Below are 19295 nucleotides of genomic sequence, written 5' to 3'. Positions count from 1 at the left end.
ACCGGAGCGGCGTGGAAGGAGTGACCGTGAAGGCCGCAGTTTACGAAGGACCGCGCACGGTGACGGTCAAGGACGTGCCGGACGCGAGGATCGAGCACCCCTGCGACATCCTCGTCAAGATCACCGCCACCAACATCTGCGGCTCGGACCTGCACATGTACGAGGGGCGTACGTCCTTCGAGGCGGGCCGCTGCATGGGGCACGAGAACCTCGGCGAGGTGGTGGAGACCGGCTCCGCGGTCAGCAAGGTGAAGGTCGGCGACTACGTGGTCCTGCCGTTCAACGTCGCCTGCGGCTTCTGCAAGCAGTGCGAGCAGGGCCTGACCAACTACTGCCTGACCATGCAGCCGGAACCCGCGCCGGCCGGCGCCGCCTACGGATTCGCCGGGATGGGGCCGTACCAGGGTGGCCAGGCCGAGTACCTGCGGGTCCCGTACGGCGACTTCAACGCCCTGCGCCTGGGCGAGGACGCCGTCGAGCGGCAGAAGGAGTACGTGATGCTCGCCGACATCTTCCCGACGGGCTACCACGCCACCGAGATGGCCGGGGTCGGGCCCGGCGACCAGACCGTCGTCCACGGCGCGGGACCGGTCGGGCTGATGGCCGCGTACTCCGCGATGCTGCGGGGCGCCGGCCGGGTCTGGGTCGCCGACCACCAGCGGGACCGGCTGCGCAAGGCCGAGGAGATCGGCGCCATCGCGATCGACACGAGCCGGGAGGACCCGGCCGAGGTCGTGAAGGAGGCCACGCTCGGTCTCGGCGCCGACAACGGCTGTGAGTGCGTCGGCTGCCAGGCTCACGACCCGAGCGGGCAGGAGGACGCCTCCCTCACCCTGAACGGGCTGATCGACTGCGTCCGCTTCACCGGATCGCTGGGCGTGGTCGGCGTGTTCCTCCCCGAGGACCCGGGCGGCGCCGAGGCACAGGGCGAGCTGGAGGCCCGGGGCAAGGTGCCGTTGGACTACGGCCTGATGTGGTTCAAGGGCCAGCACATGGGGACCGGACAGGCTCCGGTGAAGCGGTACAACCGCGCCCTGCGCGACCTGATCGCCTCCGGCCGGGCCGAGCCCGGATTCGTCGTCTCGCACGAACTGGCCCTCGACGAGGCGCCTTCGGCGTACGAGCACTTCGACAACCGGGACGAGGGCTGGACCAAGGTGATCCTGCACCCCGACGGCCACGGCTGAACCGGACGGGTCGGCGGGCCGCCGCGGGGAACCCGCCGCACGGAGGCCGTGCGGTCCGGGTGGAACGAGCGAGGAGGAACGGAATGCCTGCAGGATCGAGTCCCAAGCGGGAACGACAGTACGAGCACATCAAGGAGAGCGCCGAGGACCGGGGCGAGTCCACCGAGCGGGCCGAGGAGATCGCCGCGCGGACGGTCAACAAGGAGCGCGCGAGGGCGGGCGAGTCGAAGACCGCGAGCAAGACCTCGCTCCGTGACCCCAAGTCCGCCTCCCAGCGCGGCGGGCAGCGCTCGCACAGCGGAGCGGAGGGACCGACCAGGGACCAGCTCTACGAGGAGGCGAAGCAGCGCAACATCCACGGCCGCTCCTCGATGAACAAGAAGGAGCTGGCGAACGCCCTCGGACGCTGACCGCCCAGGCCGCCGCGGCCCGAGGCGGCGGCGGCCTGCGCAGGCACGGTTCAGACGAGTTCGGGCTGCGGCCGCGGCTGCCGCGCCGACGCGACGCCGGGTTCCCACTGCGCCGTCGTACGGACGTAGCCGTAGATCACCGAGAGCAGCGCCAGTACGAGCAGCGGTCCGGCCTGCCACGGGTGCCTGGCCATCTCCAGCGGCAGGAAGCGGTACGACAGCAGGAGCGCGGTGAAGACCGCCGTGCCGTACGCGGCCAGCCGGATCCCCGCCGGGTCCCAGCCGCGGTCGTACGCGCGCAGGGCCGCCTCGATCGTGAGGGTGAACACCACGCCGGCGATGAGGTCCACGCCGTAGTGGTAGCCGAATCCGAGTGTGGCGCAGAGCGTGGCCGCCAGCCAGAACGTGCCGGCCCAGCGCACGCCCCGTGGGCCCTTCCGGGAGTGGATGAAGATCGCGACGGCCCAGGCCGTGTGCAGGCTGGGCATGCAGTTGCGTGGGGTGAGACCGTCGAACGGCATATGGCGCGGGGCGGCGACCTGCGTCGGCGTGCCCGGCCACAGGTCGGCCACCGCCCACTGCGCGTCGGGGTCCGTGTGCCACCACAGACTGAGGTGCGACCAGTGCCCGGCGCCGGTGCCGTAGGCGAAGACCGGTCCCACCACCGGGAAGATCATGTAGAAGGCGGGCCCGAGCAGGCCGATCACCAGGAAGGTGCGCACCAGGTGATGGCGCGGGAAGCGGCGCTCGACCGCGACGCGGCGCAGTTGGTACAGCGCGACGAGGACCGCGGCCACCGCGAGCTGGCCGTAGACGAAGTCGAGGAGCGTGAAGCCGATCGGGCCGCTGGCCGTGACGAGCCGGCCCATGAGCCACGACGGGTTGCCCAGCGCGTGGTCGGCGGTCGCCACGTACTGGTCGAGCACCATCGGGCGGGTCTTCGCGGTGATGTGCAGCCAGATGTCGCCGGTCTTGCGGCCGGCCACCAGCAGCACGCCCAGCCCGACGCCCTTCAGCAGCAGGACGCGTTCCCGGCCGGTGCGCCGGGTGACGGCGACGACCGCGCAGGCCGTGAGCGCCCAGAGCGCGCCGTTGCCGAAGGGGTGCCCCTCGGTGACCTGGACGCCGGCCGCCCAGCGGACCGCCGCGATGACGAGGTCGAGACCGATCGCCGTGCCGAACGCGATGAACCGCTGCCGCCAGGTGAGCACCAGCGCCGTCAGCGCCAGGCCCGCGTACAGCAGGGCTCCCGACTTGGGGGGGAACACGAACTCCCGCACCCCGGTGGTGATCGGCCCCGGCAGGTCGTAGTGATGCGCGACGATCTCCAGCGCGACGAGGAATCCGAGGGCCACGACACCCGCCGCCGCCCAGAGTCCCGCCCGCGGATGACGCCACACGGAGAAATTGATTCTGTCGTCTGTTCGCGAAAAAGCCTGCGATATCTTATGTCTCAATTTTGGCCGATTTGTTAGATTCCGGTGGGGGTCAGGGCGGATTTCGTTCCTCACCTTCCGATCCGGGCGCATTCTCCTGGATGGAGAGCGGCCCGCTCGACGGGGGAAGACGAGAAGCCCACCGCCGGGGTTCCGGCTCGTCCCTTCCGGCGCGGTCCGGGGTATTCGCCGGAGCAGCATGTCAGGGCGTGAAAGAGCCGTGAAGATAGATGGCCATTGAATGAAGGTTTGTCACATTATTGTGATCACGGCGGCCTCACGAACACGGGGAAGCAGCAGGTCCCAGGAGGGGCGGGGCCTGGAGGAGACCCAGATCGCCGAGCTCCTTGTGCAGGTCGGCCCGGGGGTGATCCGCGCGGGCCGGCAAGCCTGCGCGGGCGGCCGCCTCGGGAGCACCGGGCGCGCCGCCGGGTCGGCGGACCGGACGGCCGCGTGAGCGCCGGTCCCGGAAGAGCCAGGCCCCGGCCAGGCCGCCGATCAGCCCGCCCAGATGTGCGAGCCAGCTCACCCCGGGCGTCCCGGGCACGGCGACGGTGAGCAGATAGGCGAAGGAGGCCGCCATGACGACACCGATCAGTGTGTCGATCAGATGCCGGTCGAAGAGCCCGCGGACCACGACATAACCGAAGTAGCCGAAGATCAGACCGCTGGCGCCCACCGTCTCCGCACCCCCTCGTTCCAGGAACCACACCGCGAGCCCACTGGTCACCGCCACGAGCAGGCTCAGCCCGAGGAAGCGGACCACGCCTCGGTAGGCGGCGAGGAACCCGAAGACGAACAGCGGGCCCGAGTTGCTCTCGATGTGCTCCCAACTCCAGTGCAGGAAGGGTGCGGTGAGGATGCCGGGCAGGGTGCCCAGGTCGCCGGAGACCACGCCGTACTCCCGTGAGAGGGCGTAATGGTCGGCGTAGTTGGCCAGTTGCGCCAGCCAGACGAACGCCAGGAACCCGAACATCACGAAGAACGCCTTCCGCGCCTCCGCGATCATCTCCTCGGGTCCGGCAGGTCCGCCGCCCGCCCGGTCCCGGTCCGCTCCACCCACGGCCGCTCCCCTCCCCGGCGGATCCGTTTCCGCACCCGATGAACTCTAGGCATTCCCGCCCGATTCGCCCAGGGGGAGGGGTACGGCCGGCGACCGGCGACCGTACTGGCGGCGACCGGCGGCCGTACTGACGGCGACTGACGGCGGTCGGCGGTCGTACCGTCGGCGGTCGGTGGCTGCCATCGAGTGAATCAGGCCGTCCACCGGGAGGCGTGCCGTGCCGCGGCGGGAAGGTCCTTGTCCGTACCGGACCGGCGATCAGCAGGGAGCGTCCCGATGGCGAAGTTCCTCATCCAGGCCAGCTACACGCCCGAGGGCACGAAAGGCCTGCTCAAGGAAGGGGGAAGCGGCCGCCGCGCCGCCGTCGACCAGGTCGTCACCGACCACGGCGGGCAGGTCGAGGCGATGTACTTCGCCTTCGGGGAGGACGACATCGTGCTCGTCATCGACCTTCCCGACCCGGTCTCGATGGCCGCCATCAGTCTCGCCGTCAAGGCCAGCGGAGCCCTGCGCACCCGGGCCACTCCCCTCCTCACCCTCGACGAGATCGACGAGGCGGCCCGGCGGCAGGTCACCTTCCGCGCCCCGGCGTGAGCGACGGGGCGCGGCCGAGGCGCGCTGCCCAAACTCCCGCCGTCAGGGGGTCCGGGCGGTGTCGACCTCTTTGTGCGCGCCCGTGCACAGCGCCCAGACGACGAGAATGTTGACGGCGATCAGGATCATCGCCCACAAGGGGTAGTACGGCACCCAGAGGAAGTTGGCGATGGCGCCCAGACTGGCCACGAACACGCCGAGATAACGCGCCCACATTGCGCCGCCGAGGCCAAGGGCGGCTCCCGCGACGACGAGGGCGACGCCCAGCACGAGGTGGACCCAGCCCCAGCCCCGCAGGCTGAACTCGAACGCGTAGTGCCGTGTCACGACGAACACGCTGTTGCGGGCGATGGCGGCGATCCCTTCGAAGATCGCCATCACACCGCCGAAGAGCATCAGCACGGCCCCGAAGAGGGTGGTTCCGGACAGCGGCCCGCGATGAGGGGAGGGGGCGGCTCCGGCCGATCCCGGCCGGGCGGAGTGAGTGGTCATTTCGGTCTCCGTCCTGCCGGAGTATGACGTTTCATCAGCGTATCGCCCGGTTTATCGGGCGGCATCTTGTCGGGCCTCGGACGAAGGGGCACCCCGCGCCGGGGCACCCCCTTCTTCCGAGTCCCGAGTCCCGAGGTCCGAGGACGGCCGGGCGGCGGTCCGGAGCCCGGATACCGGCCCGGCCAGCCCGCCGGGGCGCCGAAGACCTGGACCACCCGGCGGATTCATCTGCAGGGCCGGACAACCGGCCTTCGCGCGCTCCGCCTTGACGAGGTTGAGGATCTCACCCGGGGTGGTCTGCTGCACGGCGAAGGCGTGCGAGGCGGCGGTCACGGTGGCGGCGCCGGCGGCAGCGGTACCGCCGAACGTCAGCAGGGGGACCGCGCAGACCGCGACGGCCGTCCGACACATCCGCCGAATATTCATGGGCATGACAGATCTTTCGCCATTCGTCCGGCATGTCGACAGAGCGCCTCCCGTCCCCGCGGCCCGCTCCGCCCACCCGCTGCCGCGCACCCCTGTCACAGATCTCCCCTCCATGCTGACCGCATTGGGCCATTTGTGCACGCGGGGCCTGTTTCCGGGCCGAAAGCCCCCCGGAGCAGGCCCCCGGAGGCCGGGAGTGCATGCCCTCGGAGAGTGTTCTAGCGTCGAAATACGAGCAACCCGACCGAGAGCAGGTGTGTCCCCATGCGTCCGTCGGCTCGCATCCCCGGCATTCTCGCCGGTCTGGCCCTCGCCCTGGGCGGTGTCGCCCTGGCCGCTCCGGCGGCCCACGCCGACCTCCGGGCGTGCGAGAACCATGTCCAGGACCAGGGCTCCGAGGTCACGGACGCGGTCCGGATGGCCTGTTACCACGGCCTGGTGGGAGACCGGGACGGCTGTGTCGGCGCGCTGACCGAGACGGGCGTGACGCATCCCGCGGCGGTCGAGGCCTGCCGCCAGGCTCCCGGCTGAGCGTCCCACCGGGCGTCGCTACGCCACCTGCGGTACCCGCCCCCGGTACGTCCCGGGGGCTCCCCCACCGCCACGGGGGGCGTCCCGGCGTGTCTGCCGACCGTCCGATCCGCGTCGCGGCAGGGTGATAGCCCCAGGCCGGGCGGCCCCCGGCGACGGTCGGCGCGACCGGCTCCCGGCGCGCTCCGACTTCGGGGGACGACATGCAACACAGGAACGGTATCCGTACGACGATGATGGCGCTGGCCGCGGCCTCGACGGCCCTGCTGGTGACCGCGTGCCAGTCGGGCGGCGACTCCGGCGCGACCAAGTCGACCTCGGCCCGGCCGAGTTCCTCGGCGTCCGCCGTGAACGGCCCGTCCTTGCCGCCGGTGGCGAGCGAGTCCGCCGAATCCGGCAGCCCGGCCGAGCCGTGCGCGGCCGACGCGCTGAAGGTGACCGTGCGTCAGGCGGTCCAGCGCTCCGCCGGCACCGGAACCGGAGCGGTGATCGTCCAGTTCACCAACACCTCGGACCAGCCCTGCGAGCTCAAGGGCCATCCGACGGTGGCGGGCGCGGCCAACGGCTCCCCGCAGCACAACACCCCCTTCAAGGAACTGCCCTTCGGAACGGCGGCCGCGGTCCGGGTGGACCCGGGCGGCAGCGCCTGGTCGAAGCTGAACTTCGTCCAGGTGCAGGGCGAGGCCGACGGCTACTGCGCGTCCGGCGCGGATCCGGTCATCTACCCCACGCTCGTGATCGGGCTGCCGGGTGCGGGGTCCCACCAGGCAGCCCTGGACAACGGCGAGATCGTCGAGTGCGACAACCAGGTGACGGTCACCCCGGTGGGGAGGACCAGGCTCTCCTGACCGGGCCGGACACCCCGGCGGCAGGGCGAGGACGGACGCGTGACGGGCGGCGCCGGTGGTACCGGCGCCGCCCGTTTGCGCGGGCAATATGACGTTTTCGCCCCACACGGCAGACGGTTCCGGGATTCTTGGTTGAACGGACGACCGCCCGGTACGGCGACGGCCGACCCGCCATCGGGCCGACCGCGCCGGGACGGGGACGGCCGCGCCGCCTCCCCTCCCTCGTCAGACGTGCCCGCCCACCGCGCCGGGCCGACGAAAGGACCGCAGTCCATGGCCACCCCGCTGTCCGCCGCGAAGACCCTCGCCGCGCTGAAGGCCGAGGGCCTCACCGTGCACGAGCACGCCGGCTGGGCGACCCACAACCGTGACGCGGCGACCGGCAGGCACTTCGGTCCCGTGATCGGCGTGCTGATCCACCACACCGCCGGGCACGGCGACAAGGAGCTCTGCTTCAAGGGCAGAGCGGATCTCCCCGGACCGCTGTGCCATGCCTGGCTCGGCAGGACCGAGGGTCTGTGGATGATCGGCCACGGCCGTGCCAACCACGCGGGGGCCGTCGACCTCGACGTCCTCCACGCGCTGCGCGCGGAGACCCGGCTTCCGCACGACGACGAGGCCGACGCCGACGGCAACGACTGTCTGTACGGCCTGGAGATCGAGAACCTCGGCAACGGCCGGGATCCCTACCCGGACGCGCAGTACCGGCAGGCCGTGCTGTGGGCCGCGGCCCTGTGCCGGGCGCACGGCTGGTCGGAGCGGTCCGTCGCCGGGCACAAGGAGGTCCAGCCCGGCAAGATCGACCCGAGCTTCGACATGGACGACTTCCGGGCCGACGTGAAGAAGCAGCTCGCGGCGGTCCGCACGAAGCCCGGTCCGGCCGCGCCCGGCGCGGGCACGGCGTCCAGGCCGCGTGTGGATCTGTCCCGTCTGGTGCGCGCCGCGAAGACCGATCCCGGTGCCAGGCAGGGCCATGTCACCTATATGGCGGGCACGAATCTCGTCGAGGCGGCCCTGGTCGAGCTGGGCTACCTCGGCCGGGCCTTCGCGGGCGACGGCTCCTTCGGCTCCACGACCGTCGCCGCCTACGCCAAGTGGCAGCACCACCTCGGCTACACCGGAGCCGACGCCAACGGCGTCCCCGGCAAGGTCTCCCTCACCCGGCTCGGCGACACCGTCGGTCTGTTCACCGTCGTCGTCTGAACCGTCGCCGTCCGAACCGTCGCCGTCCGACGGGTCCGGGTCAGGCGAACGCGGCCGCGGAGACGTCCCTCTCCAGTTCCGCCCGGTGGTGGTCGTACGTACCGATGTCGGAGACCTTGATCAGGAGGCAGAAGCGTTCGACGGAGGGCAGCCGCCCGGCCACCTGGCCGAACTCCCGGCGCAGGAAGTGGACCGCGGCCAGGTTGCCCGTCGCGGACTGCCCGCACACCAGGAACACCGGCCGGCCGGACTCCCTCGGCGTGAACTTCGCGACGAGGGCGTACTCCTGGTCGCGGCGGTTGTACAGGAACTTCTCCCCGCCGACCTCGATGGCGACCGACTCCGGGCTCCCGGCCCGGTACGGGTGGACGGTCACCCCGGGCAGGTGCGCGGCGAGGTGGCCGCCCGTACGGACGTTGGAGCCCAGCGGCCCGCCGAGGCAGAACTCGGTGCGGTCTCCGTTGCCGCCCCGGAAGTCGCCCGACTCCAGCTCCGCCTCGCACCCCAGCTCGCCCACGAGCAGGGAGAACTCCACGACCGCCCGTACGTCCGCGTAGTGCGCGCTGCCCGGCGCGTCGTGCTTGCCGCCCAGCACGACCAGACAGGTCTCACCGGGGCGGACGCCGAAGAACTCGGCCCGCCTGTTCAGCTCCCGGGCGCGTTTGGCCCGCTCCCCCAGCCATACGAAGCCTCCGCCGAGCAGGCTGGTCACCAGCCCGAGCGCGATGTTCACCAGCACCGACTGAATCGCGTCCCCCACTCCACGACGACGTTCACCCGGACCATTGTCGACGAGCCCCGGCCCTTTTCGCGCCCCCGCTGCGAAGGTGACGCTCCGCATCCGCCGGGGCCGTCGGGGAGGTCCTGGACGCCAGGGCCAGGGTCACGGTCACCGCGATGGACGCCGTCGCCAGCACGGTCATCGCCGTTGCCGGTGAGGTGAGTTGGGCGACCGTGCCCGCCAGGGTGGCGCTCAGGCCCTGGAGGGTGAGCATTCCGGCGGAATGCAACCCCAGCGCGTGTCCGCTCAGTTCGTCCGGGACGAGGGTCATCATCCGCTCCTGCTGGAGCAGGCTCGCGCCGAAGCCCACGGAGGCGACGGCCACCAGCGCCGCCGCCACGGGCAGGCCCGGGCGCAGGACGAAGAGCACGTACGGCGTGGCCAGCAGGAGCAGCAGCGGGGTGATCAGACGGGGGCGGACGGCGGGCGGCAGGAGCCGGCCGGCCGTCGCGTCGCCCGCCAGCATGCCCAGCGCCGCGCAGGCGAACAGCGGTCCCGCCGCGTCCGGGGCGTAGGACACGAACAGGGACTCGCAGCCCACGACCAGGCCGTTGGGGAGCCACAGGCCGAGGTAGAGCAGGCGACGGGGTCGGGAGGACCACAGCAGGGCGTTGGTGTGCCAGGTCGCGGCGACGGAGGGACGGCCGGTGCCGCGGGGCGGGCGGTGGGTCAGCCCCAGGCGCAGGCCCGCGGCGGACGCGGCGAACAGCGCCGCCGCGAGGAGGAGCGCGGGGCGCGGGGAGAGGGCGGCGATCAGGAGGCCGCCCGCGCCGTAGCCGGCGATCTGGGTGATCCCGACCATCATGTTGAACACCGAACGCCCCGGCAGATAGCCGCCCTGGGGAAGGATCTCGTTCAGCAGTCCCCAGCGGACCCCGCCGCCGAGCGAGGCGATCAGCCCCTCGGCGAGGAGGACGGCGAGGACGGCCCACATCGGCAGGCCGGGCACGGCCAGCAGCGCCGTCGCCACGGCGAAGGCCAGGGCGATGCCCGCCAGCGTGGTGCGCGGGGGCAGCCGGTCGGCGCCGGAGAGCAGCAGGGTGGCGCCGAGCACCTGGGCGAGGGTGGGGCCGAACATGCTCACGGCCGACAGCAGCGGGGAGCCCGTCGCCCGGTACACCAGGGTGCCCAGCGCCAGGCCGCCCACCGTCTGGGCCGCGATGCCCGCGGCGGAGGCGAGGAAGAGCGGGGTGAACTCCGGGGTGCGGAAGAGGGCTCGATAGCCGCCGTCTGTGGTCATGGACGGAGTCTGGGTCGGGGCCGGACGCGGCCGGTACTGTTTCGCGCGGGTGCGAAAGGTGGGCTGCGCGCCGGGACCAGGGGGGGGTGGCGGGGGGCCGTGGGCTGGTGGCAGGTCGACGCCGACACCCTCGCGCGCAGCCGGTTCGTCCTCTCCCCGCTCGCCGAGACCTTCGCGAGTCTGAAGCTGCTGCACGCGGGCACGGGCCGGCATCCCGGTGAGCGGGCCTGGCTGCGGGCGCACCTGCCCGCGTACCGGGAACTGCTCGCGGCCGACCCGGTCACCGCGCTGCTGGTGCGGGCCGGGATCGGGCGCGACTGGATCGCCGACTTCCTCACGCCGACCCCGCGGGACGGGGAGACCTTCGAGGCGGGGGTCGCCCGGGTGCGGGCGGTTCCGTCCGTCGCCGCCCGCGCGCACCTGCGGCTCTCCCTCGCGGGCCCGCTGCCCGCCGCGCTGGAGCGGGACGATCTGCCCGAACGGGGGGCGCGGCTGCTGGAACAGGTCTGGGAGGGGTCCGTACGGCCCTACTGGGCTCGGCGCAGACGGGTCCTGGAGGCCGATGTCGTGGCGCGGACCGCGCAGGTCAGCCAGGGCGGCTGGGCGGCCGTGCTGGACGGGCTGCGGCCCGGGACGCGCTGGCTCGGCGAGAGCCGGCTCCAGGTCAACCTGCACGAGTATCCGCCGCGGGCGATCGCCGGGGCGGAACTGGTGTTCGTCCCGGTCACCCCGCAGGCCGGCTGGGTGGCGTGGGAGGCGGCCCGGTACGCGGTGGTCTACCCGTGCGCGGGCGTCCTCGCCGACGGCCCCGGCCGCCCGCCCGTGCCCGCGAGCCTGGGCGCGCTGCTGGGCGCCGGGCGGGCGGGGGTGCTGGTGCTGCTCGGCGATCCGATGAGCACCACCCAGCTCGTCGCCGTGACCGGGCAGGGGCTCGGGTCGGTCGGACGGCATCTGCGGGTGCTGCTGGACGCCGGACTGGTCCGACGGCGGCGGTCCGGGCGGTCGGTGCTGTACTCACGGACGGCGGCCGGCGAGGCCCTGCTGGAGGCGGCCCGGACGGGGTGACGGGAATGGAATCGCGCGGATGGAGTGATCCGGTCGGGGGCGGCCCGGATGCGGGCGGCTCGGACGGGGTGGCCCGGATGCGGGCGGCTCGGACGGGGTGGCCCGGATGCGGGCGGCTCGGACGGGGTGGCCCGGTCGGGGCGGCCCGGACGGCGGCGGCGTCCGGAAGGCCTTCCTCGAACACCCGCTCCACGCTGGTTAGCATCGCAGTCATGACTGCTGACTCTCACGACTCCCCCGAAACCCCCGAATCCTCCGCATCCCCCGTGGCCTTCCACGACGTCGACATCGACGCCCTCCAGGGTGGTCCGGCGAACCTCGCGCAGTACGCCGGCCAGGCGGTGCTCGTGGTGAACGTCGCCTCCAAGTGCGGGCTCACCCCGCAGTACACCGGCCTGGAGCGACTGCACGCGCGCTACGCGGAGCAGGGCTTCACCGTGCTGGGCGTGCCCTGCAACCAGTTCCTCGGGCAGGAGCCCGGCTCCGCCGAGGAGATCGCCGAGTTCTGCTCGGCCACGTACGGCGTGACCTTCCCGCTGACCGAGAAGGTCGAGGTGAACGGGGAGGCCCGGCACCCGCTGTACGCGGGCCTGGTCGGCTTCGCCGACGCCGATGGCCACACCGGGGACATCCGCTGGAACTTCGAGAAGTTCCTGATCGGGCGGGACGGCCGGGTCGCCGCCCGGTTCTCGCCGCAGACCGAGCCGGAGGCCGCCGAGGTCGTCGCGGCGGTGGAGGCCCAGCTCGCCGGCTGACTCCCGCCCCGGTACGGGACGGGGCGGGACGGGAATAAGCCGAGCCCTCTCGGCTAGGACGGCGAGCTGGTCGAGAGGGCTCCGTTGGTGCTTATGAAATTTTGAGCGGCGTCCCGCGTCAGCCGAGGCCGAGAACTCCCTTGCCGACCTCGGTGACGAAGGCGTTCCACGACTGTGCGGGAAACGCCAGCACGGGACCCTCGAGGACCTTGGAGTCACGTACGGACATGGCCGCGACGACCGGTGACTTGACCTCGACGCATGCGCCGTTCCCCGTGGAGTAGGAGGACTTGGTCCACGTGTCCGTGACGCCCTGACGAATTGCCATTTCTGCTCCGGATTGCCAGTTGTTGAGTTGCTGTCACCGCACGACACGTCCGACTCCGGACCCACAGCGCGGTTTGCGCCAACCTTGTTGCTTGATGGCGTGATCGACGCTACTCGCCAACATCGGCTTGCGAAGCGACTATTCACTCGACTGGATGGCATATTCCATTGGGGTCTTCCATCCCAGACGGTGGAAGGTGTACCGTGCGCCACTTTCTGCTCAGCGCGCGTACTCCTTCGCAATGTCCGCGATGAACTGGCGCGACTGTTCGACGTTCAGGGCCTGCGCCCGCAGGTGCTCGTACATCACGCTGTACTTCTGGACGTCGTTCGCCTTCTCCAGGTAGAGGTCGCTGGTGACGCCCTCGATGTAGACCACGCTGGAGTCCGCCGCGTCGGGGAACTCCAGGATCGCGTACTGGCCGTTCAGGCCCGGGTGCGCACCCATGTCGAAGGGGATCACCTGCACGGTGACGTGCGGGTGCTGGGACTGCTCGACCAGGTGCTCCAACTGGTCGCGCATCACGGACTTGTTGCCGACCACCCGCTTCAGCGCCGCCTCGTCCAGGACCGTCCACAGCCGCAGCGGGTTGTCGGGGGTGGAGATTCGTTCCTGTCGGCGCAGCCGCACCTGCACCCGCTTCTCGATGTCCGCGGCCGCCGTCTCGGGCAGCGCGCCCGCGATCAGCGACTCGGCGTACTGCCGGGTCTGGAGCAGCCCCGGGACCACCTGCGGGTCGTACACGCGCAGGCTCGCCGCGTCCGTCTCCAGACCGATGTAGACGCTGTACGGGATGTCCCCGAACGAGTGCCACCAGCCCTGCTGGCGCGAGTCCTTGGCCATCTGCATCAGCGAGTCCACGATCCGGTGGTCCTCCACCTCGTAGACCCCGCACAGGTCGCGGACGTCGCGCTGGCTGATGCTGCGCCGGCCGTTCTCCAGCCGACTGATCTTCGACTGCGACACCAGCAGCCGCTCGGCCACCTCCTCGGCCGTCATGCCCTTGAGCTCCCGCAGCCGGCGAAGCTCCTGGCCCAACCGGCGTCGCCTGACGGTGGGATTGACGTTGGACACCACGGGACGTGCACCTCCGGCTGCATACCTCTACTTGCCACTTTGCGTATCTGCTGTTGAGCAGATTGCCACCAAGATGCTTCTTACCGCTGGCAAACGGTGGATATGCGGCAGGTAAGGGCCAGTTGCGCTCGGTTCCGGATGCGATGAAGCGGGGTGGTGCGACCGAGAGGTCGTGCCACCCCGCTTCATCAGCGGCTCCCGAACGGGTCTGAAGTGCCGTGGGACTGCGGCTCAGTGGGCCACGGCGCGCGCCATCGAACCATGACGCGGTTGCGACGGAACACCACGAGCGGGTTCCGGCGCGGACCTGGCTCCCGCTCCGGCCTGGCGGCCGGCCGGGGCAGGGCCGTTGCGGCGCGGCTGCGCTCCCACGCCGTTCTGGACGTCCATCACGGCGTGCGCCACGAGACCGCCCATGGGGTCGTGCCTGATCAGGTCCCGCAGCCGGGAGCGGGACGAACGTCCCTCGTTGCCCGGATACAGGTGCTTGCCGAGGCCGACCGCGTGCGCCAGCGCGGCGAGCGCCGCGGTCCGCGGGTCCGGCGGCACGCCGGTGCGGATCGCGGAGTCCAGCCGGGCCCTGATCTCCCGGCTGATGTCGGTGTCCGTCGCCTGGTAGCGAGTCGTCGGCAGCACCCCGCACATCTGACCGGCCACGGCATGCACCATGCCGCACCGCTCCAGATGCGAGAGGTAGGTCTGGCGGAGCCCCAGCCGTGGCCCGCCAATCCAGTTGACCGCCCGCACGGGAGCGCCGCGCCTGCGCAGCAGCTCCAACGCACAGTCCAAAGTTGGATCTCCAGTCGGCCGTGGTACCACCACGGCGATACGATCCCCGTCTGGGGCTATCCGTCCGGCCAGCGCCAGCTCCACTAGCTGTGCTCCGGCCAGGCCGAGGTCGAGCGACTGCGGCTGTGCAGTGGTACCCGTGGTCGGGTCCAGTGCCAGCAGCAGAAGCTCCTCCGGAATTGTTCTGCGGCTCCTGCCCATCCATGCCTCCCCGCGTGGATGAATGACAGGGTGACCCCTCTCACATTGGTCTGTCGAGAGTGCGTGACCGGTTCGTGAGGGAACCGGCAGGTATGTCGTTCTCGTCTACCGCAGGAGCCGAGCCCTCACACAGGACACTGGTACATGGTTCCGGCAGCGCGTCGAGCGCTGTCACGGACGGCGGTTCACACGGTTCGGTAGACGCGCGACGTGCGCGCGGCTTATGGAGGAGGCATCGGTGGCGGGCGAGTCCCCCGACAGGTCGAAGCAGCGCGAGTCGTCGGCAGATCCGACGTCGGGGAGCGCGGGCGCGGTTCCCGAGGCCCGGGGCGCGGTGCGCGACCCCCGGCTCGCGGTGGCGCGGGATTCGTCGCCCCGCGGTGGGGTCGACACCGCGACGAAGGTCTTCTCCGTACGGAAGTCGGCCGTCGACGCCGAGGAGGCGGGCGCGGCGGGACCCGCCGACGAGGTGACCGAGGACACGGCCGCCGAGGACACGGCCGCCGAAGTGACCGAGGACACGGCTGCCGAGAGCGACACGGCCGAGGAGACCGCCGGGAGCGCCGACGACGACGCGGCGGCCGACGGCGCCTCTTCCGACGCGGACGACGCCGCTGACGACGACTCGGACGGCACGGACGACTCGGACGGCGACCTGGACGAGGACGCGGAGGACGACGAGGACGCGGACGCGGAGACGGCCGGGACGGCCGACGGCGCGGCTGACGACGAGTCGGCCGGTCGCGCGGCCGGAGAGGCCGCGGACGCGGTCGTGGACGCCGAGGACGCGGACGCCGGGGACGGTGCCGCCTCGAAGGGCGACGCGCGCCTGCGGGCCGCCGTGGCCGCCTGGGTCGGCTCCGCCGACCGGACGGCCGCCACCGGGACCGACGCGGATCCGGACGCGACCGCGGACGCCGAGGACGCGGAAGGCGCCGACGAGGGCGCCGGGAGCCCCGAGGACGCCCCTCGGGACGCCGCCGAGGGCTCCGAGGACTCCGGCGCCGACGGCGCGGCCGGGGAAGCCGCGCAGGACGCCGACACCGACGGGACCGACGACCCCACCGACGGGGACTCCGACGGGCAGACCCCGGACGCCGAGCCGGACACCGACACCGAGGCCGAGCCCGCCGCCGGGCGCTTCGTCGACCAGCCCACCGCCGTCTTCAAGGCCGCGCGCCCCGCCCGGCCCGCCGTCGACCAGCCCACGACCATGCTGAAGCTGGGCGGCGCCACCAAGCGCCCCGAGCCGGGCACGGACCCGGAGGAGCCGGCCGCGAAGGCTCCCGAGAAGCCGGCCGCGAAGGCCCCGGAGAAGGCGGCCCCGGAGGCTGCCCCGGAGAAGGCGGCCGAGAAGCCCGCGGCCAAGGCCCCCGAGAAGGCCCCCGCGGCCGACCCCGAGCGCACGAGCAGGTTCGTCGCGCTCAAGCCGCTGGACGACACGGAGACCCGTAGGCCCAGGCCCGCGGACGTGACCAGCGTCGTGCCGCAGGTCGGACCGGAGCGGACCACGCAGCAGCCGCTGCCGCCGAAGCCGCCGCTGGATCTGCTGGCCGAGCTGACGAACACTCCGCCGCCGCCGGAGACGGCCCTGCGGACGACCTTCCGCCGGGTGAAGATCTGGACCCCGCTGGTCATCCTGCTGGTGATCGTGTTTGCGATCGTGCAGGCCGTACGTCCGCTGCCGGCCGCGTCCCTGACGCTCACCGCCGAGGACTCGTACAGCTTCGACGGCGACCAGGTCGACCTGCCGTGGCCGAGCGAGGGCCAGGGCTGGATGGACGTCAACGGCATCGGCTCGATGGACGACTTCGGCAAGCAGACGCCGGTCGCCATCGGCTCGGTCGCCAAGGCGATGACGGCGTACGTCGTGCTCAAGGACCACCCGATGAAGCCCGGCGAGGAGGGCGCGAGCATCCCCGTCGACGCCACCGCCGAGAAGGAGGGCGGTTACGACAAGGACGGCGAGTCCACGCTCAACACCGTCAAGGAAGGCGACAAGCTCTCCCAGAAGCAGGCTCTTTCGGCTGTCATGATCCCGTCGGCGAACAACATCGCGCGGCTGCTGGCCCGCTGGGACGCGGGCAGCGAGACGGAGTTCATCAAGAAGATGAACGACACCGCCAAGCAGCTCGGGATGACGAACACCACGTACACCGACGCCTCCGGCCTGAAGGAGACCACCGTCTCCACCGCGCAGGACCAGGTGAAGCTGGGCCACGAGCTGGTGAAGATCCAGGCCCTGATGGACATCACCAAGCTGCCGAGCTGGACCGACCCGTCGGGCCAGAAGCACCGCAACTACAACACGCTCGTCCCCTACGACAACGCCCTCGGCATCAAGACCGGCTCCACCAGCGCGGCCGGTGGCAACCTGCTCTTCGCCGCCACCGAGGAGGTCGGCGGGGAGACCGTCACCCTGGTCGGCGCGGTCCTCGGCCAGCACAAGGCGCCGATCATCGACACGGTCAACGCGGTCAGCAAGACCGCGCTGCTCGCCGCGCAGAAGGCGATGACGTCGGCGAAGATCCTGAAGAAGGGCGATGTCGTCGGGTACGTCGACGACCAGCTCGGCAACCACACCCCGGTCGTCGTCACCAAGGACGTCTCGGCGGTCGGCTGGGCCGGACTGAAGGTGAAGCTGACCTTCGACTCCGGTGACGTGCCGCACTCCGCGAAGGCCGGCACCGAGGTCGGTTCGCTCACCGTCGGCGACGGCTCCGGCGACTCGGTCGGGGTGCAGGTTCCCGTGGCCCTCCAGACGGACCTGGCCGAGCCGGGCTTCATGGACAAGGTGACACGTCTCGGCTGATCCCGCCCGGCCGGAAGGCCGCCCGCACGCCCGCGCACCCCGTCGCACGGCCCCACCCGGGAGCCCGTCGGCGGGGTGCGTGCTAGCGTCGCGAAACAGGACAGGTCGCCTGTCGTGGAAACGCCGCCGTGAAGCCGGGGAGAACGGCCAGCGGACGGGAACGGAAGACAGGACACGGGGAGTGCCTTCAGGTGGCCACAGCGGAGCCGACACGCGCCGACGACACCGGTCCGGGAGCGGACGACGCCCCGGGCTCGGACACCGACCCGCGAATACCTCTGCGCGAGTCCGGTAGGTCCGGCTCCGGGAGCGACGGCGACGGCCGGGCGCGGACGGCCTTCGTCCTGCTGCGGCAGCGCCTGCTCCAGCACCCCGTCCTGTACGTCACCGCCCTGGCCGGGATCCTGCACGTCGTCTGGTTCTTCACGTTCGCGAACAGTGGCGGGGACCTGGCGGCGCAGGACGCGTGGGCCGAGTTCGTCGGCCGGCACCCGGACTCGGCGTACAACCTCGCCTGGTACGGCGGTATGCACGCGGTGTCCTACAGCGTGGTGTCGCCGTATCTGATGTCGGTGCTCGGCGTCCGGACGACGATGATGATCGCCGGGACAGCGTCGGCCGGACTGCTGACGCTGGTCCTGCTGCGCAGCCGGTCGGTCCGCAACCCCCTGTGGGCCTCGCTGGCCGGTGTCCTCGCCTTCCTGTGCAACGCCATATCGGGCCGGGTGACCTTCGGGCTCGGCACGATGTTCGCGCTGGCCGCGGTCGCCAGTGTCTTCTGCTGGCCGTACCGCTGGCGCCACAAACGGTGGGCGAAGGCCTGCTGCGCGGCCCCGCTCGCGGCGCTGGCCACCATGTCGTCGCCGGTCGCGGGCCTGTTCGTGGGACTGGTGGCGGCCGCGCTGTTCCTCCAGAAGCGGCGCCCCGGCGCCTGGGCGCTGGGCCTCGGCCCGACCGCCGTGGTCGCGGTGTCGGCCTGGCTGTTCCCGTTCTCCGGCACCCAGCCGATGTCGTTCGGGTCGGTGATCCTGCCGCTGCTGTGCTCGGGGGTCGCCTACGCCGTCGTACCGACCGAGTGGAAGACCGTCCGGATCACGGCCGCGGTGTACGGGCTCTCGGTGCTGCTGGTGTGGCTGATCAGCTCGCAGATCGGCTCCAACATCACCCGGCTGGCGATGCTGTTCGCGGGGGTCGTCCTGGTGGCCGCGCTGCCCTTCACGGTCCGGCGCTCACGCAAGTGGTACGCGCTCATGCTGGCCCTCGCCTCCTTCACCGGCTGGATCGGCTTCAAGACGGTCGACGACATCATCCACACCACCCCGGCCGCGTCCTGGGCGCGCGAGCTGGCGCCGCTGGTCAACCAGCTCCAGGTGGCCGGTGCCGAGAAGGGCCGCGTGGAGGTCGTGCCGGCCCGCTCGCACCGCGAGGCCTCCGCCCTCGCCCCGTACGTCAACCTGGCCCGCGGCTGGAACCGCCAGGCCGACATGGAGCGCAACCCCGTCTTCTACGACGACACGCTCAACTCCGCCAACTATCACGAGTGGCTCCAGCGGTGGGCCGTGCACTACGTCGTGCTGCCCAAGGACGAGCCCGACGGGGACGGCGGGCAGCGTGAGCGGCAGTTGCTGCGGCGCGGGCTGCCGTATCTGAGGCAGGTGTGGGGCGACGACAACTGGCAGCTGTTCCAGGTGACCGACCCGGCGTCGCTCGCCGAGCCGAACGCGGTCGTGGACCGGGCCGAGCAGGGCGAGCTGACCATGGAGGTGAGCAAGCCGGGCCGCATCACCGTCCGGATCCCGTACTCGCCGTGGCTGAGCATCGTCGACGCCGACGGCAAGAAGCTGGAGCCGCCGCAGGAGACCAAGGCGTCCAAGCACCGGGCCGAGGGCGAGCCCAAGTCGTACCGCAACGTCAACGGCTGTCTGCTGGAGACCGAGGAGGACGCCGAGGGCGACCGGTGGACGGTGCTGCTGGCGCCGAAGGCGGGGACCTACCGGCTGGCGGCGCCGTACACGGTGCCGCGCGGGACGCCCTGCCCGGACGAGTGGAAGTGACCG

At 71.7% G+C, this 19295-nt stretch carries 18 protein-coding genes; 10 read left to right on the top strand and 8 right to left on the bottom strand.

Going from position 1 to position 19295, the window contains the following annotated elements; translation table 11 throughout:
• Positions 1-26 precede the first annotated feature (26 nt).
• On the top strand, positions 27-1187 hold the full coding sequence (locus ACZ60B_RS14570) for a glutathione-independent formaldehyde dehydrogenase (RefSeq protein WP_469386771.1): 1161 nt from the start codon (positions 27-29) through the stop codon (positions 1185-1187).
• Positions 1188-1270: 83 nt separating this feature from the next.
• The gene (locus tag ACZ60B_RS14565; protein WP_469386769.1) at positions 1271-1597 is read left to right on the top strand and encodes a plasmid stabilization protein; all 327 of its coding nucleotides are present in this window, start codon (positions 1271-1273) and stop codon (positions 1595-1597) included.
• 50 nt (positions 1598-1647) lie between these two features.
• Here the strand turns inward: ACZ60B_RS14565 and ACZ60B_RS14560 are convergent, their stop codons facing one another.
• Together ACZ60B_RS14560 and ACZ60B_RS14555 are read right to left on the bottom strand one after the other, a co-directional pair.
• Positions 1648-2997, bottom strand: coding sequence for a phosphatase PAP2 family protein (locus ACZ60B_RS14560; RefSeq protein WP_469386767.1), 1350 nt, complete (start codon positions 2995-2997; stop codon positions 1648-1650).
• 313 nt (positions 2998-3310) lie between these two features.
• On the bottom strand, positions 3311-4096 hold the full coding sequence (locus ACZ60B_RS14555; protein WP_469386765.1) for a rhomboid family intramembrane serine protease: 786 nt from the start codon (positions 4094-4096) through the stop codon (positions 3311-3313).
• Positions 4097-4372: 276 nt separating this feature from the next.
• On the opposite strand from ACZ60B_RS14555, the gene ACZ60B_RS14550 reads away from it, so the two are divergent.
• On the top strand, positions 4373-4690 hold the full coding sequence (locus ACZ60B_RS14550) for a GYD domain-containing protein (protein WP_469386763.1): 318 nt from the start codon (positions 4373-4375) through the stop codon (positions 4688-4690).
• A gap of 42 nt (positions 4691-4732) precedes the next feature.
• On the opposite strand, the gene ACZ60B_RS14545 is transcribed toward ACZ60B_RS14550, so the two are convergent.
• On the bottom strand, positions 4733-5182 hold the full coding sequence (locus tag ACZ60B_RS14545) for a DUF7144 family membrane protein (protein ID WP_469386761.1): 450 nt from the start codon (positions 5180-5182) through the stop codon (positions 4733-4735).
• Between the two features lie 690 nt (positions 5183-5872).
• Between ACZ60B_RS14545 and ACZ60B_RS14540 the strand changes: the two genes are divergently transcribed.
• From ACZ60B_RS14540 to ACZ60B_RS14530, 3 genes are all read left to right on the top strand, one after another.
• Entirely contained in the window at positions 5873-6139 is a 267-nt protein-coding gene (locus tag ACZ60B_RS14540) for a hypothetical protein (RefSeq protein WP_469386757.1), read from the top strand.
• 203 nt (positions 6140-6342) lie between these two features.
• Positions 6343-6987 (top strand): DUF4232 domain-containing protein, encoded by a 645-nt coding sequence (locus ACZ60B_RS14535; RefSeq protein WP_469386751.1) that lies wholly within the window; start codon positions 6343-6345, stop codon positions 6985-6987.
• Between the two features lie 273 nt (positions 6988-7260).
• Positions 7261-8190 carry an N-acetylmuramoyl-L-alanine amidase gene (locus ACZ60B_RS14530; protein ID WP_469386749.1) on the top strand — a complete coding sequence of 310 codons (930 nt, stop codon included), beginning with the start codon at positions 7261-7263 and terminating at the stop codon, positions 8188-8190.
• Positions 8191-8230: 40 nt separating this feature from the next.
• Here ACZ60B_RS14530 and ACZ60B_RS14525 read toward each other — a convergent pair whose 3' ends face one another.
• Entirely contained in the window at positions 8231-8950 is a 720-nt protein-coding gene (locus ACZ60B_RS14525; protein ID WP_469386747.1) for a hypothetical protein, read from the bottom strand.
• A gap of 13 nt (positions 8951-8963) precedes the next feature.
• Positions 8964-10211 carry an MFS transporter gene (locus ACZ60B_RS14520; protein WP_469386745.1) on the bottom strand — a complete coding sequence of 416 codons (1248 nt, stop codon included), beginning with the start codon at positions 10209-10211 and terminating at the stop codon, positions 8964-8966.
• A gap of 99 nt (positions 10212-10310) precedes the next feature.
• On the opposite strand from ACZ60B_RS14520, the gene ACZ60B_RS14515 reads away from it, so the two are divergent.
• A complete protein-coding gene (locus ACZ60B_RS14515) occupies positions 10311-11276 on the top strand; it encodes an ArsR family transcriptional regulator (RefSeq protein ID WP_469386732.1) in 966 nt (321 codons plus the stop codon).
• Between the two features lie 212 nt (positions 11277-11488).
• A complete protein-coding gene (locus tag ACZ60B_RS14510; protein ID WP_469386721.1) occupies positions 11489-12031 on the top strand; it encodes a glutathione peroxidase in 543 nt (180 codons plus the stop codon).
• A 118-nt stretch (positions 12032-12149) separates the two neighbouring features.
• Here the strand turns inward: ACZ60B_RS14510 and ACZ60B_RS14505 are convergent, their stop codons facing one another.
• The 3 genes from ACZ60B_RS14505 to ACZ60B_RS14495 all read right to left on the bottom strand — a co-directional run bounded on the left by ACZ60B_RS14505 (position 12150) and on the right by ACZ60B_RS14495 (position 14426).
• Positions 12150-12359, bottom strand: coding sequence for a DUF397 domain-containing protein (locus ACZ60B_RS14505; protein WP_469386719.1), 210 nt, complete (start codon positions 12357-12359; stop codon positions 12150-12152).
• A 219-nt stretch (positions 12360-12578) separates the two neighbouring features.
• Positions 12579-13436 (bottom strand): Scr1 family TA system antitoxin-like transcriptional regulator, encoded by an 858-nt coding sequence (locus tag ACZ60B_RS14500; protein WP_162470114.1) that lies wholly within the window; start codon positions 13434-13436, stop codon positions 12579-12581.
• Positions 13437-13667: 231 nt separating this feature from the next.
• On the bottom strand, positions 13668-14426 hold the full coding sequence (locus ACZ60B_RS14495; protein ID WP_469386717.1) for a GOLPH3/VPS74 family protein: 759 nt from the start codon (positions 14424-14426) through the stop codon (positions 13668-13670).
• A gap of 238 nt (positions 14427-14664) precedes the next feature.
• Between ACZ60B_RS14495 and ACZ60B_RS14490 the strand changes: the two genes are divergently transcribed.
• Together ACZ60B_RS14490 and ACZ60B_RS14485 are read left to right on the top strand one after the other, a co-directional pair.
• Complete coding sequence (locus ACZ60B_RS14490; protein ID WP_469386715.1) at positions 14665-17238, top strand: D-alanyl-D-alanine carboxypeptidase; 2574 nt, start codon at positions 14665-14667, stop codon at positions 17236-17238.
• A 191-nt stretch (positions 17239-17429) separates the two neighbouring features.
• Complete coding sequence (locus ACZ60B_RS14485; protein WP_469386713.1) at positions 17430-19292, top strand: MFS transporter; 1863 nt, start codon at positions 17430-17432, stop codon at positions 19290-19292.
• The last annotated feature ends 3 nt before the right edge of the window (positions 19293-19295 follow it).

The organism is Streptomyces sp. NPDC104096 (assembly GCF_055584385.1).
The sequence above is the reverse complement of the archived record's forward strand: the minus strand, read 5'-3'. Positions and strand labels throughout refer to the sequence as shown.

Bases quoted from the DNA above. Each gene is read 5' to 3' on its own strand.
- ACZ60B_RS14565 (WP_469386769.1), top strand. From the start codon at position 1,271: ATGCCTGCAGGATCGAGTCCCAAGCGGGAACGACAGTACGAGCACATC.
- ACZ60B_RS14550 (WP_469386763.1), top strand. From the start codon at position 4,373: ATGGCGAAGTTCCTCATCCAGGCCAGCTACACGCCCGAGGGCACGAAA.
- ACZ60B_RS14545 (WP_469386761.1), bottom strand. From the start codon at position 5,182: ATGACCACTCACTCCGCCCGGCCGGGATCGGCCGGAGCCGCCCCCTCC.
- ACZ60B_RS14540 (WP_469386757.1), top strand. From the start codon at position 5,873: ATGCGTCCGTCGGCTCGCATCCCCGGCATTCTCGCCGGTCTGGCCCTC.
- ACZ60B_RS14535 (WP_469386751.1), top strand. From the start codon at position 6,343: ATGCAACACAGGAACGGTATCCGTACGACGATGATGGCGCTGGCCGCG.
- ACZ60B_RS14530 (WP_469386749.1), top strand. From the start codon at position 7,261: ATGGCCACCCCGCTGTCCGCCGCGAAGACCCTCGCCGCGCTGAAGGCC.
- ACZ60B_RS14520 (WP_469386745.1), bottom strand. From the start codon at position 10,211: ATGACCACAGACGGCGGCTATCGAGCCCTCTTCCGCACCCCGGAGTTC.
- ACZ60B_RS14510 (WP_469386721.1), top strand. From the start codon at position 11,489: ATGACTGCTGACTCTCACGACTCCCCCGAAACCCCCGAATCCTCCGCA.
- ACZ60B_RS14505 (WP_469386719.1), bottom strand. From the start codon at position 12,359: ATGGCAATTCGTCAGGGCGTCACGGACACGTGGACCAAGTCCTCCTAC.
- ACZ60B_RS14495 (WP_469386717.1), bottom strand. From the start codon at position 14,426: ATGGGCAGGAGCCGCAGAACAATTCCGGAGGAGCTTCTGCTGCTGGCA.